Annotated in this window: 17 protein-coding genes; 14 read left to right on the top strand and 3 right to left on the bottom strand. The window is 48.2% G+C overall.

Going from position 1 to position 26608, the window contains the following annotated elements:
* The first annotated feature begins 209 nt into the window (after positions 1-209).
* The 14 genes from L4D79_RS11395 (at position 210) to L4D79_RS11330 (ending at position 20244) form a co-directional block, all read left to right on the top strand.
* Complete coding sequence (locus L4D79_RS11395) at positions 210-551, top strand: hypothetical protein (protein ID WP_428651483.1); 342 nt, start codon at positions 210-212, stop codon at positions 549-551.
* A gap of 40 nt (positions 552-591) precedes the next feature.
* The gene (locus tag L4D79_RS11390) at positions 592-2067 is read left to right on the top strand and encodes a putative glycoside hydrolase (protein ID WP_428651480.1); all 1476 of its coding nucleotides are present in this window, start codon (positions 592-594) and stop codon (positions 2065-2067) included.
* A 69-nt stretch (positions 2068-2136) separates the two neighbouring features.
* The gene (locus L4D79_RS11385; RefSeq protein ID WP_428651477.1) at positions 2137-3552 is read left to right on the top strand and encodes a sulfatase-like hydrolase/transferase; all 1416 of its coding nucleotides are present in this window, start codon (positions 2137-2139) and stop codon (positions 3550-3552) included.
* 55 nt (positions 3553-3607) lie between these two features.
* Positions 3608-5017, top strand: a complete 1410-nt coding sequence (locus L4D79_RS11380) for a sulfatase (protein WP_428651474.1) — start codon at positions 3608-3610, stop codon at positions 5015-5017.
* Between the two features lie 304 nt (positions 5018-5321).
* On the top strand, positions 5322-6632 hold the full coding sequence (locus L4D79_RS11375; protein ID WP_428651471.1) for an anaerobic sulfatase maturase: 1311 nt from the start codon (positions 5322-5324) through the stop codon (positions 6630-6632).
* Between the two features lie 37 nt (positions 6633-6669).
* The gene (locus tag L4D79_RS11370) at positions 6670-8181 is read left to right on the top strand and encodes a sulfatase family protein (RefSeq protein WP_428651469.1); all 1512 of its coding nucleotides are present in this window, start codon (positions 6670-6672) and stop codon (positions 8179-8181) included.
* An 87-nt stretch (positions 8182-8268) separates the two neighbouring features.
* Positions 8269-9690, top strand: a complete 1422-nt coding sequence (locus L4D79_RS11365) for an efflux transporter outer membrane subunit (RefSeq protein WP_428651466.1) — start codon at positions 8269-8271, stop codon at positions 9688-9690.
* Between the two features lie 2 nt (positions 9691-9692).
* Positions 9693-10991 carry an efflux RND transporter periplasmic adaptor subunit gene (locus tag L4D79_RS11360; protein WP_428651463.1) on the top strand — a complete coding sequence of 433 codons (1299 nt, stop codon included), beginning with the start codon at positions 9693-9695 and terminating at the stop codon, positions 10989-10991.
* Positions 10991-14149 (top strand): efflux RND transporter permease subunit, encoded by a 3159-nt coding sequence (locus L4D79_RS11355; protein ID WP_428651461.1) that lies wholly within the window; start codon positions 10991-10993, stop codon positions 14147-14149. Before L4D79_RS11360 ends, L4D79_RS11355 begins: the two co-directional genes overlap by 1 nt.
* Positions 14139-15329: a serine hydrolase domain-containing protein gene (locus L4D79_RS11350; protein WP_428651458.1), complete on the top strand. Its 1191-nt coding sequence runs from the start codon at positions 14139-14141 to the stop codon at positions 15327-15329. Before L4D79_RS11355 ends, L4D79_RS11350 begins: the two co-directional genes overlap by 11 nt.
* A 13-nt stretch (positions 15330-15342) precedes the next feature.
* Positions 15343-16182, top strand: coding sequence for an alpha/beta hydrolase (locus L4D79_RS11345; protein ID WP_428651455.1), 840 nt, complete (start codon positions 15343-15345; stop codon positions 16180-16182).
* A 94-nt stretch (positions 16183-16276) separates the two neighbouring features.
* A complete protein-coding gene (locus tag L4D79_RS11340) occupies positions 16277-17671 on the top strand; it encodes a CehA/McbA family metallohydrolase domain-containing protein (protein WP_428651453.1) in 1395 nt (464 codons plus the stop codon).
* Between the two features lie 17 nt (positions 17672-17688).
* Positions 17689-19164, top strand: coding sequence for a sulfatase-like hydrolase/transferase (locus tag L4D79_RS11335; RefSeq protein ID WP_428651450.1), 1476 nt, complete (start codon positions 17689-17691; stop codon positions 19162-19164).
* 135 nt (positions 19165-19299) lie between these two features.
* Positions 19300-20244 carry an aldose epimerase family protein gene (locus tag L4D79_RS11330; protein ID WP_428651447.1) on the top strand — a complete coding sequence of 315 codons (945 nt, stop codon included), beginning with the start codon at positions 19300-19302 and terminating at the stop codon, positions 20242-20244.
* 67 nt (positions 20245-20311) lie between these two features.
* On the opposite strand, the gene L4D79_RS11325 is transcribed toward L4D79_RS11330, so the two are convergent.
* The 3 genes from L4D79_RS11325 to L4D79_RS11315 all read right to left on the bottom strand — a co-directional run bounded on the left by L4D79_RS11325 (position 20312) and on the right by L4D79_RS11315 (position 26526).
* A complete protein-coding gene (locus L4D79_RS11325) occupies positions 20312-22948 on the bottom strand; it encodes an alpha-L-fucosidase (protein ID WP_428651445.1) in 2637 nt (878 codons plus the stop codon).
* Between the two features lie 122 nt (positions 22949-23070).
* Positions 23071-25698 carry a glycoside hydrolase family 3 C-terminal domain-containing protein gene (locus L4D79_RS11320; protein WP_428651443.1) on the bottom strand — a complete coding sequence of 876 codons (2628 nt, stop codon included), beginning with the start codon at positions 25696-25698 and terminating at the stop codon, positions 23071-23073.
* 195 nt (positions 25699-25893) lie between these two features.
* Entirely contained in the window at positions 25894-26526 is a 633-nt protein-coding gene (locus L4D79_RS11315) for a GDSL-type esterase/lipase family protein (RefSeq protein WP_428651439.1), read from the bottom strand.
* Between the last annotated feature and the right edge of the window lie 82 nt (positions 26527-26608).

Here is a 26608-nt window from a genome sequence, read left to right as displayed (position 1 = left end):
GAAAACTAATTCACAATGAGTAATAGTCACCTCTTTAACTGGCAAAAATAAGGCTTTAACAAGAGTTACATCACAAAATTAATTAAAAACCATTAAAAAATTTTCTTGTTGAGGAGCCAGTGATTGAACCGTTTAAATAACTTCTGTATGTTTCACCCAACATCTTATTGAAACGTTTATATGACATAGGGCTTCTTGGAGATTCAGCCATGAAAAAAATGATTGCTACCTGTTCTACTGCACTACTAATGCTTATATCTAGTCAGGCTCTTGCTTACAATGAACTATCTCCAAGAGATCAAAAACGTATCTCAACTGAAGTACATGAAATGCAAGTATTCTTGGAGCTGAGTCAAGATGATGCTGACAAAATCAAACAGCTAAAAGCTGACATGGCGAAGGCAAATGCCAAGTTAATTCAAGAACATGGTCGTGGTACTGATGGTTTCCGAGAAGCTCGAAAGCCATATTGGAGAACTTACCAGTCAGGCTTACACAGTGTAGTTAGCCGTGAAGAGCTGCGTCGCTTTAATGCCTCTAAAAAAAGCTGATAGAAGTATTCCAACAAATTAATGATAAAGGCTCCCTACAATGACTTTTAAAAAATCCTCTTTAGCTTTATTAATCACTGCATCTGTTGCTCTCACTGGCTGCTTGAGTGATAACTATGATTACAGCGGCGATGGTGACGGTAACACCGGTGGTGGTGGCGGTGGCGGGGCTTCAACCGAGCTTGGCACTCAAGTACCTCTATATTACAAATATCGTGACGATCAGAACTCTGACTGGGATGCTCCATATGTGATGTATGCTGTCGACTCTGATGGTACAGAAACAGCAGTAGACGGCAATGCACTACCCTCATCAAGTAATATTAACGTTGAAGGCGAATTTGCTTCGGCTGAACCACTCACTGTTACAGTTAGTGACGACAAAGCCTCACTGATCTTTTCCGCAGATAAAGCCTACGACATTACAAAAGCCAACTTATTCGCGGAAGGAAAAAACCTTGGTGGTTCAATTCAGTTTTATGTCAATACGTTAAGCTATGATCTGGGGGATGACCCTGAGAATCCGAACCCAGTTCTACTAACAATGTTTAATGGTGACAAAACTGTTTCAACGGACATTACCAGTTCAGTTATTGCTTCGGCTACAGGTAAAGCCCAATTTATCCGCGTCCCTCTAAACTGCTTTATCGATGATGGCTTAGACCTATCAAAAGTTGACATTGCAATGGCAATTGAGACTGAAGGGGCCATTCAATACGAATTTAGCCAGGCACGCCTTGCAAATAACTCTGTATCCTTAACCCCTGCAGGCGCCAACATCCAAGGTTGTTATAATAACAATAACAGCAAGGTGCTGGCAGATGAAGAAGTAATACTTAATCGCGATACTCGAGTATTGGATGAAGACGATAAACTAATTTGGGAGGTCCAGGGGGAAACGGATAATATTCGTATTACCCGAGGTACTTTAATCCAACATAAACCTAGCGACTGGGGCGGAGCTGGTGAGGGTGCGATTCGATTCCGCGGCATCGACTACGATAGCAAATTCAATCCAGACCAGAGAAGTATCCTGGCTTTTGCCATTGAGGCAGGTTCGGAGCTGAAAGACATGGCGATACCTCGCCTTGATATGAGCCATTACATGGCCAACGGCGAGCTGCAAATGGCTTTCTTACTCCATGAAAGTGCTCTCCCGACAGGTGACGACACCTACCTGGTCATGACGATGGATCCACCGGCCAATAACACGGAAGGTATCCCTGACGGTGGCTACCCTAGCTCAGAAACAGTTTCTTATAAGCTGAACGATAAAGTGGTTGAAGGTGAAGTACACCATGTCAGTATCCCGCTGAGAGACTTCTTTACTAAAACTAACGGCTCAATTAGCTTAAACACCCTGCAATACGCCGAAAAGTTAACCACCCATATTGAGCAAAGGGATAGCGACGGAACTGCTGACTTCTCGCAGTTGGCTGGCTTCAAGTACGCCCTGGCCGACATCAAACTGGTCATGAATCCAACGGATGAAGAGCCAGCACCAACCGCGCAATAAAAACAAATAACTATCAATAACGGCCATATTCGTGGCCGTTTTTCTCATTTCACCTTGGAAAACAATAACATGAACTCAGCTCTGAAAAAGCATGGGATCACACTCGCAGTGGCAACTGCACTCAGTGGTCCGGCTTTAGCACAAGAAGCACCCACTACCCCGCAACAACCTAACGTACTCTTTATCTTTGTCGATGATATCGGCTATGCCGATATGGGCTTTCAAAACCAAAGCCAGGATATCGTTACACCGCACATGGATAAAATCGCCGCAGAAGGTGCGATTTTTTCCGCAGGCTATGTAACGGCATCGGTTTGTGGCCCTTCCCGCGCCGGTCTGATGACTGGCCGTTACCAGCAGCGCTACGGCTACCACGACAACACGGCACCTTTCATTAAAGAACCCGGCATCGTTCAGGGCCTTGACCTCAATGCCAAGACCATTGGTAACTATTTCCAAGATGCGGGCTATGTCACCGGCTTTATCGGTAAGTCTCACGACGGTGACGCCAAGGAATACTGGCCGCACAACCGTGGCTGGGATGAATTCTACGGTTTCAACAATGGTGCTGCCGATTATTTTGTCAGTGGCTTTAATACCATGAATGCCGAAGAGAAAGCCTATTCGTCAATCCATCGAAATGATGAGCTGGTCGAAGATTTTGACGGCTACCTCACTGATATCTTTGGCAACGAAGCGGTTGAATTTATCGACCGTCACCATGACAAACCGTTCTTCCTTTATGTTCCTTTCAATGCCTCCCATGGGCCGATGCAAGCCAAAGATGAAGATCTGGAGAAGTTTTCGTATATCGAGGACGAGCTTCGCCGCAAGATGGTTGCCATGACATATAACATGGACCTCAATATCGGCAAGATGGTGGAAAAACTCGAAGAGCATGACCTGATGGACAATACCATGATCATCTTCATGTCTGACAACGGCGGCAAGCCTAACGGTAACGGTTCTTTCAATACCCCGCTAAATGGCGCAAAGAACACCTACTGGGAGGGTGGCATCCGGGTACCGACGACCATCACTTGGCGAGGCACTATCCCAGCGAAACAGGTAATTGATACGCCAATGATCTCTTTGGATATCCTTCCAACCACTCTCGCAATGGCCGGTGTTGAACAAAAAGAGGAGTGGCAACTAGAGGGCGAAAACTTACTGCCGCTACTTAAAGGGGAAATCGCAGACATCGATGAGCGCTTCCTGTACTGGAAGACCATCAACAAGAGTGCCATTCGCGATAACGACTGGAAGCTTGTGATCCATAACAGCCTTGTTAAACACCCTAAGCCTGAGCTTTACAAGATTTCTGAAGACATCAGTGAAACAAACGACCTTGCAGCCCAACACCCTGAGCAAGTTAAGCGCCTGCTTGCTGCCTTCGAACGTTGGGATGCCGATAACCAGGAAGCCAAGTGGGGTTGGAACCGCAACCTGTTTCCACACGCCAACGGCTGGCGTGGTCGCAACTAACTTTTAAACCTGAATAACAAATTAAATAACGTGGATATTCACTATGAAACACATAATGAAAAAAACAGCCGTTAGCATGACTGTGCTTGCTGCGCTTGGTAGCAGTGCGGTTGTCCATGCTGAAACGCCTTCCCAACCCAATGTGGTGATCCTTTTTGCTGATGATTTGGGTTATGCCGATGTTGGCTATCACAACTCAAGCCAAGATGTCGAAACACCGAATATGGATCGTCTTGCTGCCAGTGGCGCTGCGCTAACAGCGGGCTATGTTACGGCACCAGTTTGTGGCCCCTCTCGTGCAGGTTTAACATCAGGACGTTACCAGCAGCGCTTTGGTTTCCACAACAATACCGGTCCGTTTGTCCGTGAAGAAGGTATTGTCCAGGGTACGCCGGATGAGATGCTGAACAACAACTTCGGTTACTACTTCCAGCAAGCAGGCTATGTCACAGGCATGGTTGGTAAACACCATGACGGTAAGCAGCGCAAGTTCTGGCCTCACCACCGCGGTTTTGATGAGTTCTACGGTTTTAACAATGGTGCCGCTAACTACTTTGTTGGCCCGCAAAACCAAGAAACGGCTGCCCGCAAGCCATTCTCGGTCATGTACCGTAATGACAAAGTCGACGACAACTTCGATGAATATCTAACCGACCGTTTCGGCTCTGAAGCCATCAGTTTCATCGAGCGCCATAAAGACTCACCATTCTTCCTGTATGTCCCGTTCAATGGCGTACACGGACCGCTGCAAGCGACCGAAGAAGACCTCAAGCGCTACGCGCATATAGAGGACGAAAAACGCCGCAAGTTGTTGGCAATGAACTATAACGTTGACCAGAACATCGGCCGTATTCTAGACGCTCTGGACGAGAACGAGCTAACCGAAAACACCATTGTCTTCTTCCTGTCAGACAACGGCGGTAAGCCTAAGGGGAATGCGTCTTACAACCTGCCACTACGAGCTCAAAAGGGTACTCTTTGGGATGGCGGGATCCGTATACCGTTTGCAGTCTCTTGGCCGGGTACAATCCCTGCTGGACAAACGATTGATGATCCAATCATTTCACTGGATATCCTACCGACAATGGCTGCAGCTGCTAACGTTGATGTCCAAGCAGATTGGAACCTAGACGGCGTTAATTTACTGCCGTTGCTTACCGGTGAAGAGAAGTCTTTAGAAAACCGATTCCTATACTGGAACACCAGCATGGCAGGCGCAATTCGCGATCAAGACTGGAAACTCGTGATGCCAAATATCCGTAATAAGCGCCCACGTGTACAGCTATTCAATATCAGCAATGATATCTCTGAGTCCAAAGATCTGGCCAAAGAGCACCCAGAGCAAGTGAAGCGCCTACAAGAGGCATGGAATGCATGGGATGCCCAAAACGAAGATGCTATGTGGGGCTGGAACCGTAACATGTTCCCAGTTGAAACCAACTGGCGTAACCTAAACAGCCTATAAATCTAATACTAGGAACTAACCAGACAGCGCCTCGGCGCTGTCTTTTTTCACCTGACTTTATCATTTCGACTACATTCTAGATTCAGCTCACATTCCCACACAAACAAACCACGCAAAAATTGTGGCATGACGGGCTTTGCGGTAACCTCAGATCAATTCGAAACGTTTATACAGATTAAACATAAACGGTTTCAACTGATAGTCATTCATAGGTTGATGTGTCGTATGAGCTTCCTGTTAAGGTGCGACGGCAAGTAACGAGATTAACTCTCAGCCTATGCTCATAACGATATAAAGGTAAGCAATGTCGACGTTTAAGCAATGCCATGTCATGGCAAAACCAAGCAGCTCAGTATGCAACCTTGACTGCACGTACTGTTTTTACCTTGAGAAAGAAAACCTTTACCCTGAACGAAAAAGCCGCTGGCAGATGTCAGAAGAAACGCTAGAGGCTTACGTAAAGCAATATATTGATGCCAACAGCAGTAGCGAAAGCATTGAATTTTCTTGGCAAGGCGGCGAGCCAACCATGATGGGGTTGGACTTCTTCCGCAAAGCGGTCGAACTCCAGCAGAAATACAAAATGAACCACCGCATTACCAATGCCTTCCAAACCAACGGCTTACTGATTGATGACGAGTGGTGTCAGTTTTTCAAACAAAATAATTTCCTGATTGGCGTTTCTATCGACGGCCCAGCCCACCTTCACGATCACTTCCGTGTTACCCGCGCCGGTAAAGCAAGCCATGAAAAAGTCATGGCGGCAATCACCAAGATGAAAAAGCACGGTGTCGATTTCAATACCTTGACCGTGTTAAACAGTGAAAACGTGAAATATCCTGAAGAGGTTTACGACTTCTTGGTGGGTATTGGCTCAACCTTCTTGCAGTTTATCCCAATCGTTGAGCGCGAAGCGAAACAAGAGACAGAAGAAGGGCTGTTCCTCGTTAGCCCTGAATACCAGGCAGAAGCCGATGTAACCGAGTGGTCGGTACCATCACTGGCCTATGGCCAATTCCTTAACCGAGTCTTCGACCGCTGGGTCAAAAAAGACGTTGGCCGTATTTTCGTCAACACCTTTGATTCAACGCTCGCAACGTGGTGTAACGAGCCGTCGGGCATTTGTGTCCAGTCAGAAACCTGTGGCCATGCCTTTATCCTAGAATCTAACGGCGACATGTATAACTGTGACCACTTTGTTTACCCAGAGCACAAGCTGGGCAATATTCACAGCGATCCAATCCAAGACTTGAACCAAACTGACAAGGCCGTTCAATTTGGTTTGGACAAAAAGGATAAACTCACGCTGCAATGCCGCCGTTGTCCTTACCGCATGCAATGTCATGGTGGTTGCCCTAAACATAGATTCGCCCGTTCTAAAGCTGGACAAGAAGGCCACAGTTACTTTTGTGCTGGCTATGAAGCATTCTTCTCCCATACCGAGGCGAAAATGAAACAGATGCGCGATCTGCTAATGCGCGGCCGCCCAGCATCAGACATTATTTACCTCGACTTACAGCAGAAAATGGTGGCAAACCAATTTACTGGTGGCCGTAATTCACCTTGTCCTTGTGGTAGCGGCAAGAAAGTTAAGCGCTGCTGCCAGATTGTTTAAGTCGATTATCACTCAGTAATTAACGAGCCTGTATTCAATGAAGTTAAACATGTATGGAAACAAGAAAAGGACCTCATTAGCTTTTGCGATTGCAGGCTTGATTTACTCGGGCAATAGCCTGGCAGCCCAACAAATCGAGCCGCCTCGCGATAACCTTAGCAGCCAGCCAAACGTCATTGTGATTTACACCGATGATCAGGGTTGGGGTGATGTCGGTTATCACGGCTTCAATGACATCCACACCCCCAATATTGATGCGCTAGCAGCCGGAGGCGTCCATTTTCCCCAAGCTTATGTTAGCGCTTCAGTGTGTGGCCCATCGCGCGCAGGGTTGTTAACTGGCGTCTACCAACAGCGTTTCGGGGTTTATGGCAACTTTGCCCAAAACCATGTTCCTAGAAGCCAGCCTTTAATGATGGAGATGATGCAAGATCTGGGTTACACCACCGGTGTCATCGGCAAGTGGCATATGGGTGAACCCACCGGCAGACCTAATGAGCGCGGGGCTGACTTCTTTTATGGTTTCCATGGCGGTTCGCACAACTACATGTTGTCTGATACCGAAGAAGGGGGCAAGCCGTGGCTGTCCCCTCTTTACCGCAACACGGAAACAGAGCCGCCCATCCAAGAAAGTAATGGCTATCTGACCGAGCTATTTACCGACGAAGCGGTTAGCTTCATTGAAAACAACGCTGACAAGCCTTTCTTCCTTCATGTTGCCCATTTTGCTGTTCACCACCCATGGCAAGTTCCTGACGGATATATCGAGCGATTAGACCACCTCGATGTCCATCATGAAGAGCGACGCTTCTTTGCCGCGCAAACATTAGTATTGGATGATGGCATTGGCGCCATTATGGATACACTGAAATCCCACCAGCTTGATAAAGACACGCTGGTCTTTTTCATGAGTGATAACGGCACGCCTTCTGGACAAGGTTTTGAAGAACCGAGAAAGAAAAAGCGGGGGGAAACAACCATGTCTAGCCCTGGACCATTTAATGGTTTTAAAGGGGACACTTATGAAGGTGGAATTAGGGTTCCATTTATTATTCATTACCCCGCTCAAATAAAACCGGGAATGAAATATGACCCTATGGTTAGTTCGCTAGATATATTCCCGACCATTGCAGCCCGTTTTGGCATAAATGAAATAGAAGCAACTACCCACACTGAAGCAATCCCCTTTGATGGCGTTGATCTTTTCCCTTATTTATTGGGAGAAAAAGGCGGTGAGCCTCATCAAACCCTTTATTGGCGTAGGGATAATGACTATGCCATCCGGGACGGTCACTGGAAGCTTGCAGTCAATGATGACAATGGACCGCGCACCATCCGCCTGTTTGATATGGAAAACGACCCGGGTGAATGGCATGACCTTGCAACCGCTAAGCCCGACATTGCCCAAGCGCTAAAAGATAAGTTCGATGCCTGGGAAGCGACACTGCCCGTGAATAAGCTCAGTAATAAGCCAACAAACCGGAATATTGATTTTAACCAAGGTGTCCGAATAAACGTCAAAGAGTTTAATCAACAATTAAATAACTAAAAAACCTCCTGCCGCTTTATGCAAATGAAGCGGCATCCATATATTTATATTTCTTAGCCACCCGATAAGGTTTGTGGGAGCCTGCTCATGCCTTCAAGTTCGCGCGCGACTCTATTTCTCCGCGCTTCTGTAATTACGTTGTTCCTCAACGGCTGTGTCCAAACGCCGCAGGAGCACACTGATATTGCGCCCGTTGTTTCACCATCATTTAGCATTTCCGGAGATACGCAAGCTGATGAATTCTGGTGGCGGGAGTTTAACGACCCGCAACTCAATCAACTAGTCAGCACTGCCCTGAAGTCAAATTTCAGCCTGCAATCGAGTATCGCCCGTGTGCAGCGTGCAGCAGCAACAGCTGATGTGCGAGACGCAAGTAAGTACCCAACCGTCACTGGTGTGGTTGGCAGCAATGTCCGCCGCGAACGCGACTCAATCGGCGGCGAAATTACTCAGGAATCAACAGATAACCTCAGGCTCAACGCAAGCTGGGAGCTTGATTTATGGGGCAAAAACAAGGCTAGGGCCTCTGCAGCTTATTTCAGCTACCTAGCCAGCGAAGAGCAAATGCAGGCAGCCGCCCAAACCCTTGCTGGTGATATAGCTAGACGCTGGTATCAATTGATTGAGCAGCATCAGTCTTTGGCCATACTCGAAAAGCAGATTAGCAATACCAAAATAATCGCCGAAATCACAGGCCACCGTTATCGAACCGGACAGGGCAGTATCAGTGCCTTATGGCGACAAGAACAGCTATTGGAGAGCTTGGAAGCACAGGAGAGGCAGGCCCGCAAAAGCTTGCTGATCCTTGAAAGGCAAATGAATGTCCTGCTCGGACGCTCCCCTACCACAGTCGTTGATTGGGCCTACTCCGCTTTTCCTGTCCTACCAACATTACCGGAAACCGGTTTACCTGCCGCACTGTTGGATAGAAGACCCGATGTACGGGCGCTCTGGTATCAATATGAGTCCAGTCAGCAAGATGTGTCTGCAGCGGCTGCGGCCCGACTGCCAAACATCTCTATCAGCAGCTCGGCAGCGAGCAGTGACTGGTCAAATGCCTTTGATATCTGGCGACTAGATCTTGGTGCCCAGCTAAACGTTCCGATATTTAATGCCGGAAAGCTCGAAGCGGAACAAAAAGTGGCCGAAGCAACATCTGATCTGGCCTTCTTTAACTACACCCAAGGTGTACTCAGTGCCATAGAGGAAGTTGAAACCAATGTTCTCTCTGAACTAAGCCAGCAAGAACAGCTCGACTCGCTGCGCCGCCAAACCCGGCAAGCCGAGAAAATCCTCGAAGTCGAATCTATTCGCTACAGCCGTGGCATGCAAGGCTACCTTGATGTTCTCAATGCCCAGGAAAAACTTTTTACATTACAAAAACAATCGCTTAATGCCCAGCGGCAGCTATTCCTACGTCGCATTGCCACTTACCAATCACTGGGCGGACAACTTATATCTCTATCAGCAGACGGTGCAGTTGAGCTGCAACCTAGAATGGAATCCTGAGCATGACCAGCCAAACCCAAAAGCCTACTCACCGAAAACATCTGGCAACAGCGCTCAAACTGTTACTTCCCTGTCTGATCTTGGCTGGCGGAATCTACGCCAGTCACCAGTTTATGCAGGGTAAACCCCACCGCCCAGCGCGCCCCGGCCAGCCACCAAGCCGAACGGTTGATGTTGAACCTATCATGCTTAGCCGTGACATCCCGCAAATAGTGGTACAAGGCGCAGTCGAGCCTAAGCGAACAATCAGCCTCCGCTCGCAGCTGCGCGGCTTAGTCACCAACATGGCAGAAGATCTCGTACCTGGCGGCTTTGTAAAAGCAGGAGAAACCCTCCTTAGCATTGACCTTCGTGACCATGCGCTTGCAGTAAAAGAAGCGCAGGCAACATTAGCACGTCATCAGGCACTGTATCAGGCCGAATATGGCCGCCGTCGTGCTGCCGTGCTGGAATATGAACTTTCAGGACAATCATTGGCAGCGGACGACCTTGATTTGGTGTTACGCGGCCCACAGTTGGCACAAATCGAAGCTGATATAGCCCGAAGTCAAGCCGCCTTACAGCGTGCAGAATTGAATTATGAACGTACCCGCATCACCGTACCGTTTGATGCGCAAATTGTCTCGTTAGATGTCGCGAAGGGCAGTTTACTGCGTGATAACTCATCAATTGCCGAGCTTGTCGCAACCGATACTTTTTGGCTGCGGGTCAGTGTTCCCGCCCATCAGCTGCAATGGATCACCGTGCCCGACAATGGCCGTGCAACTGGCCCGCAAGGACAATGCCTCGGCTCTGCCGTTACCATCCGCAATCCTCATGAGTGGGGGCCGCGAGCTAACCGGCAAGGCTGCGTGGTCAGCCTGCTGCCGACCCTCGACAATAAGGTCAAGCTGGCCCACCTACTGGTAGAAATCCAAGATCCACTGGCAATGCAGCCAAAAAACAGCGGCAAGCCTAAGGTTTTGCTTAATGCCTTTTTGCAAGCAGAAATCGACACCAACCCGTTCAACAATGTCGCGCGGATCGCCCGCCGCCATCTTCAACAAGAAAAATTTGTTTGGCTAATGGCAGAAGATGGCACCCTTGTCGCCCAACCAGTATCAGTGACCTTTCGTGCCCAAGACTATGTTTTGATTGATGACGGGCTTGATAACGGCGATCAACTAATCACAACCCCACTCCCCGGTGCTGTTGAGGGGATCCATTTGGAGGTTCGGCAAGTCCCGCTCGAATTTGACCTTCCAACCGCAGATAGCACATCGACTACCCCACAGGTAAGCAAGCAGGGAGAGCCTAGCTGATGAAAGATCGTCGCGGTGCTATCGCGTGGATGGCAAAAAATGGAGTGACCCCCAACCTGCTAATGCTGTTCTTTATTATTGGCGGCCTGCTAATGGCATGGCAGATCAAAAAAGAGGTCTACCCCAACTATCAGCACAACTCGATTCGGATCTGGGTTCATTATCCCGGTTCTACCCCGGCAGAGATGGAACAGGGGGTGACCCTACCCATTGAAAACGCCATCAATGGGATCGAGGGCATTAAAGAGATCCACGGCTGGGCCAACTCAGCCGGGACCAACCTGACCGCAGAACTCATGAACGGTGTGGATGCCGACCGGGTACTGCGTGAGGTTGAAAGCGCCGTCAACCGTGCCCCCTTACCTGCAGGGGCCGAGAAGCCGCGAATATTTCGCAATGAAACCCGTGATCAATCCTTTGAGCTGGTGCTATATGGCGATGTCGACCTCATTGCCCTCAAAGAGAACAGCACCGAGATCCGCAACATATTATTGAGCTCGCCTGGGTTAACCCAAGTCGAGATAGGCGGTTTTTCCAAATACGAGGTGCAGATCCAAGTCGATAGCCTGACCCTACAACAGTATGGCTTAGGGCTCGATGATATTGCTAACAGTATCAGCCGGCACGCCATTAATCAGTCGGGAGGGAGATTAGAAACCGCTGGCGGCGATATTTTATTGCAGATTGACGAAAGCCGTGGCTGGGCAGAAGATTTCAGCGATATTGTCGTGATGCAAACCCCGGCGGGTAGCAAACGTTACTTAGAAGATATCGCCACCATTCGCGATGGTTTTGCCAACCGCCACAACCGTAACTTCTACAATGGCTACCCTTCTGCCAGCATCCGTATCTACCGCATTGCGGATCAGACACCCGTTTCTATTTCCGAATCGGTATACGCCCTGATGCCGGAACTCGAAGCCAGCCTACAGCCCGGTATATCTTTGGAAGTCGTCGATGACGATGCGATTATTTACCAGCAACGCATGTCACTATTGTTGAAGAATGCCTTTAGCGGCTTACTGCTAGTTTTGCTGGTACTGGCTCTGTTTCTCGATGTACGGCTGGCATTCTGGGTTACGGTGGGGATCCCGACCGCCTTCTTAGGTGCCGTGTTATTCCTGCCGAGCATGGATGTATCAATCAATATGATCTCGATGTTCGCCTTTATTATTGCGCTTGGAATCGTGGTCGATGACGCCATCATTGCCGGGGAGAACATCCATGAAAAAATGAGCCAGGGAATGCGCTTTACCGACGCTGCGATTGAAGGTGCTAAGGATATCGCCACTCCCCTCACCTTCAGTATTCTGACCAATATCGTCGCCTTTATTCCCATCTGGTTTTTACCCGGCACTCTGGGACTGACCTTTAAAGTCGTCCCCCTTGTGGTGGCAGCGGTGTTCATCATCTCATGGGTAGAAGCACTGTTCATTCTCCCTGCCCACGTCGCCCATATTGACTATCGTCAGCCGCCACGCTGGACACGCCCATTTAATGCAGTACAACACAAGGTAAACAATGGGCTACAGTGGTTTATCCGGTGTATCTACAAGCCGGCTCTGAAGCGTTTACTCACAGCTCGCTATATTGTTGTCGCAACGGGATTAGCGATGCTGATCAGTTCTATTGCCTATATCTCAGGCGGGCACATGGGCTTTACTACCATGCCAAGGGTGGAAGCCGAATATTCTGTTGCCCGGGCCTTTATGCCCGTCGGTAGCTCAGCCGAAGAAGCCGAAATGGTAAGGGAACAACTCGAAAGTGCAGCAAAAGAGGTCATCGCGGATAACGGTGGCAAAGCACTGGCAAAAGGGGTCTCAAGCCGGATCTGGAGTCGGGATGGTGAATATGTGGTAATGACGCGGATCTTCTTACAACCAGGTGAAAATCGCGCCCTAAGCACTCGTCAGGTATCGGCCCAGTGGCGAGGACTAACAGGCGAAGTTCCCGCTGCAAATGCAGTACGTTTCTCGGCAACAGGCAATGGCCCTGGCGCTGATGTCGCCGGGGTCACCTTGGAGCTCACCCACCGAAATAACCTTGCGCTGCGTGCTGCCAGTGAAGAGCTCAGTGAGCTCCTCAGCAACTACGCGGGCATCGTTGATATCGAAAACAGCTTTATGTCAGGCAGCCAGCAAATCCGCCTTGCCCTTCGTCCAGAAGGAAAGAGTATGGGACTGACAGAACAAAGCTTGATCCGTCAGATCCGCCATGCGTTTAGCGGGGTGAGAGCGATTCGCCAACAACGCGGCAGCGATGAGGTCGACGTCAAGGTACAGCTACCCGACTGGCAACGTGCCAGTGTTTATCACCTTGAACAACTGCCGATAAAAGTTGGCGACCAGTTTATCCCATTATCACAAATCGCAAACGTATACCGCGAATACTCGGCCTCGGCGATCCACCGTCGAGATGGACAGCGGCGGATCAGCGTCAGTGCAGATATTACCCCCTCATCGGAGGCCATGAACCTAACCCAGACACTACGCCGTGAGGTGTTACCGACACTAGAAGAAAAATACCCCGGTCTGGATATCGGTTTTCGGGGCGATCAGGCCGAGCAAAAAGAGAGCCTTGAAAGCCTGGCAATCAATGGGGCGCTGGTGATGCTAGCACTTTACTGCCTACTGGCAATTCCATTTAAGAGCTATACCCAGCCTCTGATCATCATGACCATTATCCCATTTGGTTTGATTGGTGCAGTACTTGGTCACGTTCTGCTTGGCTATGTACTGAGTGTAGTTAGCCTGCTCGGCATTCTTGCCCTCAGCGGGGTGGTGATCAACGACAGCTTGATTCTGGTAACGGAGGTCAACCGTAACCGCGAGGCTGGTAAACCGCTCGTTGAAGCCATCATCAACGGCAGTGCACGACGTTTTAGACCCATCATACTAACGACCTTAACCACCTTTGGCGGCCTTGCCCCGATGATCTTGGAAACCTCCAATCAGGCACAGCTAATGATCCCAATGGCGATTTCGCTGGGGTTCGGCATCCTGTTCGCCACCCTAATCACACTGGTACTGCTGCCCTGCTTATACCATGCGCTTGAGGATATAAAAGCCCTTTTTCAATTTGGCGCCAAGCCACAACTCGCAGAGCCACAAATTGATCAGGACAATACCGCGATGGAGAATATTTCCCATGCAGCCTAAGCAAAACCTGATCCGAAGGCTATCCCGAACCTATCCAGTATTGGCCCTTACCGGTTTATCCATCATGGCCATGCCCTCTCATGCTCAGGACGGACTAAGTGACGAGGTGGTCACCCTGAATCAGGTTACGACATTGTCCGAACAGCCAGTGGTCGCTAGCCTCTCTTCGCAGGAGAGTAGCAACAGCTATCACACTCCTGTGTCCCGTAATGACGGCATAGCGACTGCCGATCTGCACAGTACAAAGCTTGGTACCCAGCTAATCAACCAACTGCGCCAAGATATCGCCGCCGGTAAATACGGCCAAATTAATAGCATGCTTATCCATCACAACGGAAAGCTGATCGTCGAAGACTACTGGCACAATGGTGATATCGATACCCCGCACTTTATGTTTTCTATCACCAAAAACATGCTGTCCAATGCTATCGGTAAAGCGATTGAACTTGGCTATATCAACAGTGTGAATGATCCGGCTATCAAATACTTGCCCAACCTAGAGGCCAAGTCATTAGTCAGCGGAAGTGCCGATATCACTTTGCATGACTTGCTCAGTATGCAATCAGGCATTTCTGTTCCCCAACATACCACCGACTATTCACCAATCACCGTCGATAACCATGCCGAGTTATATCTCACGTTATCTGACGATGTTGTACCGGGAACGCAGTTTAAATACCAAGGCGCAGATACCGATATCCTCAACCATGTGCTGTTCAACGCAACAAGAAAAGATCTCGCCACCTTTACTGAAGAACACTTTTTCACCCCAATGGGGATCAACAACGCCTATTGGGAAAATTCAGCCTGCGGCCTCACCAAAGCCAGTTCGGGGCTTCATATGACATCACGCGATATGATCAAATTCGGCATGCTCGTGCTGGGCGGAGGCCAATTTGAAGGTAAGCAGTTACTTACCAAAGAGTGGTTACATAGTGCGACAACTCCCAAGACCCAAAACGGCAACTATGGCTACTACTGGTGGACGCAGAACTTCCGCTTGGATGGACAAGAGATAAATACCATTTCAGCGAGGGGTGCCCGTGGCCAGTTTATTTTCGTGAATCCCGACTTGGATCTTATCGTTGCCGTCACTAGCAATAATACCGGTCAACAACGGCGCGTACCCCTGCAATTTGTACCTGACTACATTTTGCCAGCAATCCCACCAGCAGAATAATCGAGAGGCAGTGATGAGTATTTCTCGGCTGAGCTTTTTTACGGCACTTCTCGCTGTACTGTTGAACTCACCGTACCTACATGCAAGTAAATACCCACCAACTATCAATGGTGCAACCCAAGTTACCTATAAGCAGGTTGATGGTATAGACCTTTACAGCTGGATTTTCACCGTAAAAGGCGAAACACCCTCCCCTGCCTTGGTGTTTTATTTTGGCGGGGGATGGGCAGGAGGTAACCCCGCTCAATTTGTTCGTTATGCCAAGCAACTACAAGCAAATGGAATTGCCTCAATGCTGGTTGATTACCGTGTCCGTAACCGCCATCACACAAAAGTGGCCCATGCGGTTTCTGATGCGAAAAGTGCAATGAACTGGCTATATCAAAATGCCGAACGTTATCAGATTGATAAAAACAAAATAGGCGCAGCCGGGGCATCCGCAGGTGGACAGCTGGCTGCCGCTACGGTGTTATTGCCCGAGCACGGTGACATGGACTTTATTCCATCGGTATTAGTCCTGTTCAACCCGGTCACCATCATGGCTCCAGAGCCGAACCTGTACCAGCCAACCCATTGGACTGAAGATTGGGCAGGAAGCCCGCTGCGTTCGCTCTCCCCATACCACCACCTATCAGAGTCATTACCACCCACCGTGATTTACCACGGTACTGACGATACAACAGTCGCCTTCTCTACCGCGGAAGCATTCTGCCAGAAAGCGGCTTTACTCCAACGGGAATGCCGAGTGTTGCCTTTCCAAGGCAAAGGGCATGGCTTTTTTAATGGCCGTCAATATAGGGAATCGATCATCGCCGATCTCCTGCCGTTTCTCGGAGCTCAAGGTTGGTTATAAAAACAAGAAATGACAACGTTCATTCAAAACAATATAGGTATTTAAAGTGAAACTGCGCTTATTAACATTAGCTACGCTCCTTACGCTAGGTACGATGTCCTCACAAGCAACTGAACCAGAGAGACAGTGGCTTGCCGGTGAGCACCATGCCCATACACATTGGAGTGTAAAATGGGATAAATCCACCACACCTTGGTCCCCCATAAAAGGCGGTGATAGCGAACATACTTATCTCGATAACGCCCAAGCTGCCAAGAAATACGGCCTAAGCTGGTTAGTGAATACTGACCACGGCGGCCCAGAGCACTCAAAATTACTCGACAAAAAAGCCTATCCAGAATTATTGGCCGCCCGCGAGTCCGTGCCGGATGTCCATCAGTTCTTCGGTATCGAACTTGACGTGCCTGCCGGAGAGCACGCCACCGTCATGATGCCTATCAATAGCGATGAGCGTGATGTACTGGTCAAATTCCAGCGGGATTACTCTATTCGCGAATACCGTAAAGAAACCCGTAACCGTAACAATGTCGAGCACATGCAAAAGGGGATTGCTTATCTGGCTAGCCAAGCTGAAAAGCCGATCATCATTAAGAACCACCCTAGCCGTCAGGCGACTGGTCTCAACGAATGGGCAAGGGTGACACCTGAAAAACTGATGACCTGGCACCAGACCGACCCCGATGTCTTTATCGGTATGGTCGGTACGCCGGGACACCAAGCCGCTATCGGCAATCGCGGCAGCTATTACAAATTCGGCAGCTTTAACGGAGCTGACCAAATGACCGCCGTTGTTGGCGGGGTATGGGATCATATCCTTGGTAACGGCAATCGCTTTTGGATCACCTCTTCGGCTGATTCACATAAACATGTGGGTGTAGGAGGCCGCGACTTCTGGCCGGGTGAATACAATAAAACCTACGTTTATGCCCGTAACGAACCAGCAGATATCATGGATGGACTTCGCCATGGCCGAAGCTTCATCGTCTTTGGCGATCTGATCAGTGGACTTAATGCCGACTTGAGCGCAGGTTCGACCAATAACGAAGCAAGCGCTCAAGAAAAAAACCAAGCACAAAACCACGCAAACAGCAGCGCTTCTCTCGGTGAGACGTTGTTGGTAAGTACTAACGAAGACAAGCTGTCTCTGAAGCTGGAGATAAACCTCAGCGAGGGTAAGAATGCCAACGGTGATATTACGGTATTAAACCGTATCGATGTGATTACCGGCGCCGTTGATCCAGCCATCGCCAATGAACCCAACGCCAATAGCACCACTCAAGTCATTCAGCAAATTGACCAGTCTCAGTGGCAGGTCAAAGACAACACCATAGCCTTGACTATCGATATCCCGCGGGAACATCAGAATGGTTACCTACGACTACGGGGCACCAACACCGATATCTTAGAGCCGAAAAAACAACAAGGTAATCAAGATCCTTGGCAAGATTTGTGGTTCTACTCCAACCCTATTTTCTGGCAACAACAATAAATTAGAGAGTACCCTCCATGAAATTATTCACCAAAACGGCTCTTAGCCTCGCCTTGCTGCCCGGTCTGTCGGTGGCTGGTCAGCCTAGTGCTGAGCTATTACCAGCAGAGCCAGCACAAACCGATACGAACTTCATTGTGGTATTAGTCGACGACCTCGGCTATGACGAATCAGGCTTCATGGGCGCCGATGATATGTTCACGCCCAATCTTGATAAAATTGCTGCTGGCGGCACCCATTTTACCCAAGGCTATGTCACCTCATCGGTGTGTGGCCCATCTCGTGCCGGGCTGATTTCAGGCCGCTATCAAGACCGCCTCGGGATTTGGGGCAACTTTTCGCGTAATGCCAAAATTGGTTTCCCGACCAACCAGCCGATGATGCAAGACCACTTCAAGGAAGCGGGCTATACCACAGCAGCTATCGGCAAGTGGCATTACGGTCACTTCGAAGAAGAGCACAAACCATGGAATCGTAACTTGGATTATTTCTACGGCTTCCTCGGCGGTGGCCATGACTATTTCAATGCCAATACCCACTATAACGGCAAGAACAACCGCTCTCCTATTTATCGTAATGGGGAGATGGTGGATTACAAAAATGGCACCTACCTAACCGACGAGTTCAGCCGTGAGGCGGTCGATTTTATCGAACGTAACCATGACAAACCTTTCTTCCTGCACCTTGCTTATAACGCGGTGCACGCTCCCTACCAAGCCCCAGAGCACTACCTAAAACGTGTTGATGCTCTAATGGACGGCGAGTTTGCCACTTGGCACCGCCGCGTTATCGCTGCCATGTTACTGGCAATGGATGATGGCCTAGGCGATATCATGGCAACACTGGAAGAAAAAGGGATCGCCGATAACACTGCCATAGTGTTCTTGTCTGATAACGGTTACCAGACCATAGTGCGCCGCAAAGAGCCGGTTAACCTTGCGGGTAACCCAGCGGATCTCAGGGGCTTCAAGGGGGATACTTTTGAGGGCGGTATTCGTGTGCCGTTTGTGATTAATTGGCCGGGTGTTGTCCCTGCCGGTAAGCAATATACCAAGCCAGTTATTTCGTTGGATATTCTGCCAACGCTGACACGAAATATTCCTTTGGTTAAAAACACACCTGAACTGGACGGCGTGGATCTTGTGCCTTACCTAAATGGCGAGAAAGAAGGCAGACCGCATGAAACGATGTTCTTCCGTTTCTTCCATGATATTGCCTACCGCAAAGGTGATTGGGTACTGACGTGGAACGACCAACACAAAGTAGCAGGTGAAAAACGCTCAAGACGAGAATTAGTCAAAGAGGAGGTCAAGGCCATGCTGTTTAATCTCAATGACGATGTTGCCCAGCGCCGCGACCTAAGATATGAAGAGCCGGAGAAATTCCAAGAGCTGTTCAATGAATACCTGGATCTGCTGGAAGAGTTCCCAGAGCCAGAATACCCGGCACTGTTCCAGACACCATATACCGTGGAGTTTACGGAAGATTTATAGGGATTCATCCAGTTGATATGAGAGACGTTTAGTGACGTTGGTGACTTCCTAGCCGATGCCTTCCGGCCGACCTGAGATTCGCCGGTACTCTGCTAGGAACGTCACTCCTTTCAGTAAATAACTTCAAGGAAATCAATGAAATTATTCGGCTTATTATGTGGCTGTTTATCTTTAGTTAGCATTGGAGTGTCTGCTGCTAGCTTTCCCGAAGTCCGATTGGCAAACGACGCGGTTGAAATGGCGATCTACCTGCCTGATCCCGAAAACGGTTCTTATCGATCCGTTCGGTTTGATTGGTCTGGATTGATTCACTCGTTTAAGTTTGAAGGTGTTGAATACTTTGGTCGCTGGCGATTTGAGCCGGTACATGATCCGGAAATGCACTTTAGCGTAAATGGACCAGCCCAGATTTTCGATAACCTGGGTTATGGCGAATCCGATACTTTTGTTCGCATCGGTATCGGTATTCTTAAAAAGCCAGAGGACGAAAAACGTTTTAACTTTACCAACCCCTACCAGATCCTTGACCATGGTAAGTGGCAAGTTAACGCTTTGGACGACAGTGTAGAATTCGTGCACACACTTCAGTCAGACAATGGTTACGGCTATCGTTATCAGAAAACCATTAGCCTCAATGAGCAGGGGTTTACCATGTCACATCTGCTGGAAAACACAGGCGAAAAGTCGATTGAAACTACCGTGTTCAACCACCACTTCTTTGTTATTGGCGATCAAAACGTTGATGAGCAATATCAGGTGACTTTTCCTTTTTCTCCGCAAAAAGATAAAAACGAGCCACGCATAAAGCTAGAAAACAATAGCCTCAAGATACTTGATGCAATCCGCGACGATAAACGACTTTATGTTCCACTCACTGGCTTTGCTAATACCCCAGATGATCACCAGTTCCGTGTCCATCACCTTGGACTAAACCGCGGCATTGATGTTCAGTTAGACCAGCCATTAAACAAACTGGTCGTTTGGGCGAACGATCGCGCGCTCTCTCCGGAGAACTTTATTGAGATAAATGTCCCTGTCGGGCAGAGCTTAGGTTGGAACGCAACATACTACGTTTATTGATCACCCGACCGTAGACAATAAAAAAAATGCGCTACTGGAAATCAGTAGCGCATTTTTACCCCCCTTTTTAATTCATAATCACCTGGCTCACAGAGAATGTGCCACGTCGATTTGAACTAAATTCAAAACGCCATTGTCTTGCCGTTTTATTAGCTACAAACCCTTGATTAGCCTTATTAGCGGGTAATGCTGCCAGCTTCTGCCACTCACCATTTTCATCGAGATAAGTCACAATCAGTTCAAGGGAGTTAAAAAACTCTGTCTGCCCTAGCCGCTCCTCTATCACTGGCTTTATGTGCTTAATGTATTGCGGCTTACCATAATCAACCTCGAACCACATATTATTAGGGTTTCGCGGTGAAGGTAACCAACGAGTCTGGCTGCTCCCATCCAACACTTTGTTTGCAAAATGTGCCTTGGGGTGCTGTCCTTTATCGACATAGTTATTATGGCTTCGGGCGATAGGAAACTCCGTGGCTAAAGACTCCTCACTGCTGGTATAAAATCCCGCTTCAAAAAGCTCAATGCCATAAAAATCAAAGATGCCATTGGCTGATGTTTCTAAACGAATTTCAGTTGCCCCTGATTCAGTCAAATCAATTTGACCTATGTGCAAATTTAGAGGCTCAGGAAATTCACCCGTCGCTTGCAAGGTAAATGGGTATGCCTTATCACCAACATAGAGGGTAATCTCCTGATCCTGTTCGCTACGATAAGTAGAAACGACATCAAAAACCCCGGTCTGACGTGTGACAGTGGCCTCCCACAACAGCGCTTCTTTTTGCCCATCTAAGAATTGGCGAGCTCCGCGGTAAACCACCGCTTTACCACTATAATCTGCATTCATTGCATGCAAACCAATGTTGCCATCCGGTCCTTGTATTGCGTCTCCCAACGGAAGAATAGTCAGCTCCCCCATGTTGACTCGAGTAAAGCCTTCAGAAGCAGGGTTCAGTGTCAGGGTTTGCTCCCCCGCCTGCGTAACCGTTATTTCCCCAACAATGGTCGGCGTCGGGTATTTACGACGCATATTCTGATCACCCGTGGCTGGAATGATCAGGTTGGCAGTATTGTCACCCAGTGTTAACTGCATGCGTGATTCATCCAAGTTTCCGTGGAACATCTGCACGGCATAACGTCCAGGTTCAGCGAAGTCTACTTGCCAGCTGGCAGCACTTTCAGCCCCTGACCAGTCTGTTAAGCTGTTGTACCAACTATTATAATTAACATCCGCCGTCTCAGCGTCTAATGAGCGAAGCACCATACCATCAGCAGTCATCACCCCCGTAACTTCTTCTATCTCCAGTTCACCCTTCACTTCCAAAACAACCGTCGAACTGTATTGGTCTGGAGCCTGAGCAGGGACAGCAAAGGTTACCCCTTTATCATTGTGGCTGATCTTAAGCGGCGTTTTTTCGTTATCCGCTAACAGGTACGCTGACAGTTTTTCATTGGCAACACCTAGCACCTGTAGCTCACCATTTTTCGGCCAATCATAAACATGCAGATACAGCGTTACACCATCATCATGTACACGCTGTGTTGTTGCCCCACGAAAAGCTTGTTGGAATAAAAACGGGGTGGCCGTTGTTCCATGAATCGACTCGCCGTTGACCTTCATCCACTCACTAATATCCCGCAAACGTTCGATAGATGCTTGTGGAAAACTACCATCGGATTTTGGGCCAATATTTAGTAGGTAGTTGCCGCCTTTACTGACCACACCGGTCAGGTTATGGATCAATTCAGCCGTACTCTTCCAGTCTTGATCTGAGCGACGATAACCCCAAGTATTATTCATCGTCATACAGCTTTCCCAGTACGAATCAAGCTGTGGCACAGGAGGAATAGATTGCTCATGCGTATCAAAATCACCGAACTCAAGTGAGTTCTTCCTGCTAGCCAGTCGACGATTAGAGACAATATCCGGTTGGTTGCCCCAAAGAATGTCAGCCATTGTCTGAACCTGGCCATCCGTTATGTTTTTTGGCATATCCCACCAAAACATATCCAACTTGCCATAATTCGTGGTTAACTCTTCAAGCTGCGGGAAAGCAATATTGTTCATGTAGCTATCGAATCGCTCGGGCCACTTTGAACGATCGAGAGAAGGGTATGGGGAGTATGAGCTATCCCAATGCGCTCCGCCTTCATCACCATGATTTCCCCAGTCTAAAGATTGGGAGTAATACAGACCGAAGCGCAAGCCCGCCTCATCAGCGGCTTTTTTCAGAGGGGTTATCGTATCTTTACCCCATTTTGTATCTTTGGCCCCCCAATCACTGGTTTTGGTATCAAACATGGCAAAACCATCATGATGTTTGGCGGTCAAAACCATATAAGTCATACCGGCATCCTTCGCCAGTTTCACCCACTCATCAGGATCATAGGCAGCAGGATTAAACTGTTTCGCCAGTTCAACATACTCTTGCGCCGGAATACGGGCGTTATTCCATATCCACTCGGCATAACGTGGCGTATCTACACCTTTGTACTCACCTTCAAACATGGAATAAACACCCCAGTGAATGAACATGCCAAACTTAGCATCACGGAACCAAGCCATACGCTCGTCACGGGTCGCATTGAGATCTTGTCCAGCGGCAATTAATGGAGCCTCACTGGCGTGTAATAGTGCTGGCTGAGCTAACTGGATTGCAAGTAACCCAGCTAACACAGAGAAGCGAAATGGTAGTGCCTGCATTTTTTTCTACCTACATTTCTATTTAAATTAAGCTTTCTGAAAGGAACAATGAACTCACCGCTTATTGAAAACGGTGAGTATTAGTTGGGGCTATTTAATTGGAGTAATACAGATAACAGTAACTACTCAACCGTTATTGTTTCGTTCAATAAAATATTATCTGACGCGTTACCTACCCGGATTTCGTATTTATCACCTAGCATCCAATCTTTGGTTTTCTCATCCCAGTAAGCCAAATCAGCGACATCGAAGGTTAAGGTAATATCGCGCTTCTCACCGGCCTCAAGCGACACGCGGTCGAACGCCTTCAAGCGTTGAATGGGTTTTTCACTGCGCTCAAACATATCCGTTACATAGAGCTGAACGACTTCATCGCCTGCCACTTTACCGGTATTTTCTATCGTGACAGTGGCCGCGACTTGGCCGTCTTTAGTTACCTTGCTGCCTATTTTCAAGTCAGACAAAGCAAACTCGGTATAACTCAAACCATGACCGAAGGCCCATAAAGGCTCTTTTTCAAAGTACAAGTAAGTGCGACCTTTAGTAATATCGTAATCGTTAAAGGCCGGTAGATCGCTCCATGACTTCACAAACGTCAGTGGCAGCTTACCACCTGGGTTATTGTCACCAAATAAGGTATTGGCGATGGCTGAACCACCTTGCTCGCCCGGATACCAGCTTTGCAAAATGGCAGGTACATTACTTTTAAGCCATGGACTTTCAATAGAGGATCCTGATTGCAGTACCACGGCTGTTTTTGGGTTGACCTTAACAATGCTTCTGAGCAAATCAATTTGCTCAGAAGGCAGGCCTTCTGAAGTGCGGTCAATCGACTCTCGTTCATATTCAGTCGATAAGCCCATAACGGCAATAACGACATCGGCTTTCTTAGCCGCTTCAAGCTCTGCGCCTTCATAACTAGTGTCTTCTGAAGGCAGTTCCCAGCCAAATTTGACTGTGCGCTCAGAGCTGCCGCGTTTTTCCATAGCTAGTACAGTAAGCGTGTAAGTTTTCTGAGAGTCTAATTCAAGCTCTGCTGTTGTTCGAAGTGGCTCGCTGTTATTACCGTGATCTCTAAAGATAGTGGAACCATCAATATCAAACACCATTTCATAGCCTTGGGATTCAACGCCTAACGTATACAGGCCACTTTGAGGAGGTACAATTGTGGTTGTATATTTGACGGCAAAATTCTCGCTGTTTAGGCCTTCATGTGGTGGTTTGTTACCAAAGTCGAAATCAATATTGCCAACCGTGTTATTGGCGACAGGTTTACCACTGCCATTTCGGTTAGTGTAATAATCAGCGGTCCAGACACCTAGCCCTTGGTTATCAAGTAATGTAATACTTTCTAGTGGAATTGGGTTAAGTTCACCTTGATTTTGAGTCCATGGTACGTACATGACGTCGAAATCATCACCAAGATAATCTCGAATGCCTTGTAATGGCGTGATAGGGTCTTTAGCTGTACCAGAATAGGTACCGAAGTTCAAAACGTTAGCGTTAGGGCCAATTATTGCGACAGATTTTGTTGTAGCTTTATCGATAGGTAGTATCGGTTGGCTATTCACTGGCTCATTTTGCAGTAAGACCATACTCTTCTCCGCAAGCTCAAGTGCAAGCGGCTTAAATGTGGTCATTGTTTCAAACGGGATGTCTTTCCACGGTGACAGTTCTTCAGGATCAAACATGCCGAGCCTTAGGCCTACGCGCATGGTGTTTCTAAATGCTCGGTCCAACTGGGCACTGGTTGTTTTGTTTTGAGCTATTGCTGTCATCGCCTCTTGGCGAAAGAGCCTGGTGTTATCAAAATCCAATGTTTCAGCATTAAGCACCGCAGCAGTCGCATCGACATAGTTGTCATAGATGTCGTGACCGTGGAAACTGCGTTCGCCCCACCCTTTTGTGGTCATCAGTACAGAGCCATAGTCACCAAGCACGAAGCCATCAAATCCCCATTCTCCACGTAATACGTCTCGAACTAACCAAGTATTGGTAACCGCAGGTTCATTGTTAAGCTTGTTATATGCTGTCATCACAATTTGCGCATTCGCATCTTGAACAACTTGTTTGTAGGCCGGGAAATAGTATTCACGTAACTGTTTTTCTGAAATATTGGCATTACCGTTAAAACGGTTGTGTTCTTCGTTGTTGGCAACGAAGTGTTTGGCACCCGCAGCGGTCTTTAGGTATTTGGGATGATCCCCTTGGAGGCCTTTGACATAAGCACTGGCCATTACACCATTGAGTAATGGGTCTTCACCGTAAGCTTCTTGCGTACGCCCCCAGCGCGGGTCTCTGGCAATATTGATTACAGGCGACCAGAAAGTCAGTGGGCCTCGCTTGCCATCTCGAATAACAGGGCCATTGTGATATTGCGCTCGCGCCTCATCGGATACCGCATCGCCCATTTGCTGCAAAGCCTCTGGCTGCCAAGTCGCCGCCAAGCCAATCGACTGGGGGAAAACCGTGGCGGCGTTTTTGCGAGGAGACGCCAAGCCATGAAGTGCCTCACCAGGCATAAATGACTTCAATCCATATCGTGGAACGCCTTCATTCCACAGTGTGATCATGTTGCCTTTTTCTTTATCGGTTAACCGAGCACTAATATCATCGAGTCGCTCTTCGATTGTGAGCGTGTGATCAAAAAAAGCGATATATTCACCGTTATTCTCGGCGCTATTTTCAGCACTTACCCCCATGGCAGCAGCAGATAAGCTGGCGCCAATGGCTATCGTTTTCAGTTTCATTTTAGTCTCAATTTAAACGTTTCGATTAAAAATAAGGCTATCAAAACTCTTGCTTTAAAACTAACCACTTAGCGTGTTATATGTCATTTTTGAGAGCTCGGTTGCCCCTAAATAAACATAAAAAAACCTCTCTCGCTTTAGCGCTAGAGAGGCTGATTGAGACAAATGACGATAGCTTATAAAAAACGATAATTATCATACACCTAGATGACTTTTCACCGCTAACGCCATCTTTTGGGCACCGTGCCTGTTAGGGTGGACCCCATCCGCTTGGAATAAAGCCTCGTCTTGTAAAGATAAATGGAAGTCGACAACACCCAAGTGATATTCATCCGCTAGCTTGCGAACCAAAATACGTGCACGAGCGAGGTTTGCTTCATTGACATCCCACTTCCCAGGTTGGTTAAACGCAGGCGCAGGCAACCCCAGCAATACTATCGGTGTTAGTGCTAAATACTCTTCCAACAACAGAGTCAGATCTTTCTGGTATTGCTGTTCATTCCAAAAACGGGCTTTCGAGTCATTCGCCCCAAGAGTCAAGATCACCATATCAGGTTGTGATTCCAGACTCTGCTGATAAACATCACGGGTAATATAAGGCTCCCGCTTTGGTGTCGTGCGGATAGCTGTCGCTCCGTTGGCACCAAAATTACCCACCACATAGCCTTCTCCCAGCAGTTGTTGCAGTTGGGCGGGGTAACTTAAGTTCTTACGATCCTTAATATTCATCCCAAATGTCGTTGAATCGCCAACACAGGCGATATGGATCGTCTTATCGTCATCTGCCAGCGCTTGGGAAGAGAATATGGTTAGAAACGGTATCAACAAACATATCATCCTGAAACTAAAAAGTGGCATCGGCATCTATCGCCTCCCTCATTCAAAACATATTGGATATCAAACAGCACAG

This window comes from Photobacterium satsumensis, assembly GCF_050336935.1.
GTDB lineage: Bacteria > Pseudomonadota > Gammaproteobacteria > Enterobacterales > Vibrionaceae > Photobacterium > Photobacterium satsumensis.
This window is presented reverse-complemented; position numbering and strand designations above follow the sequence as displayed.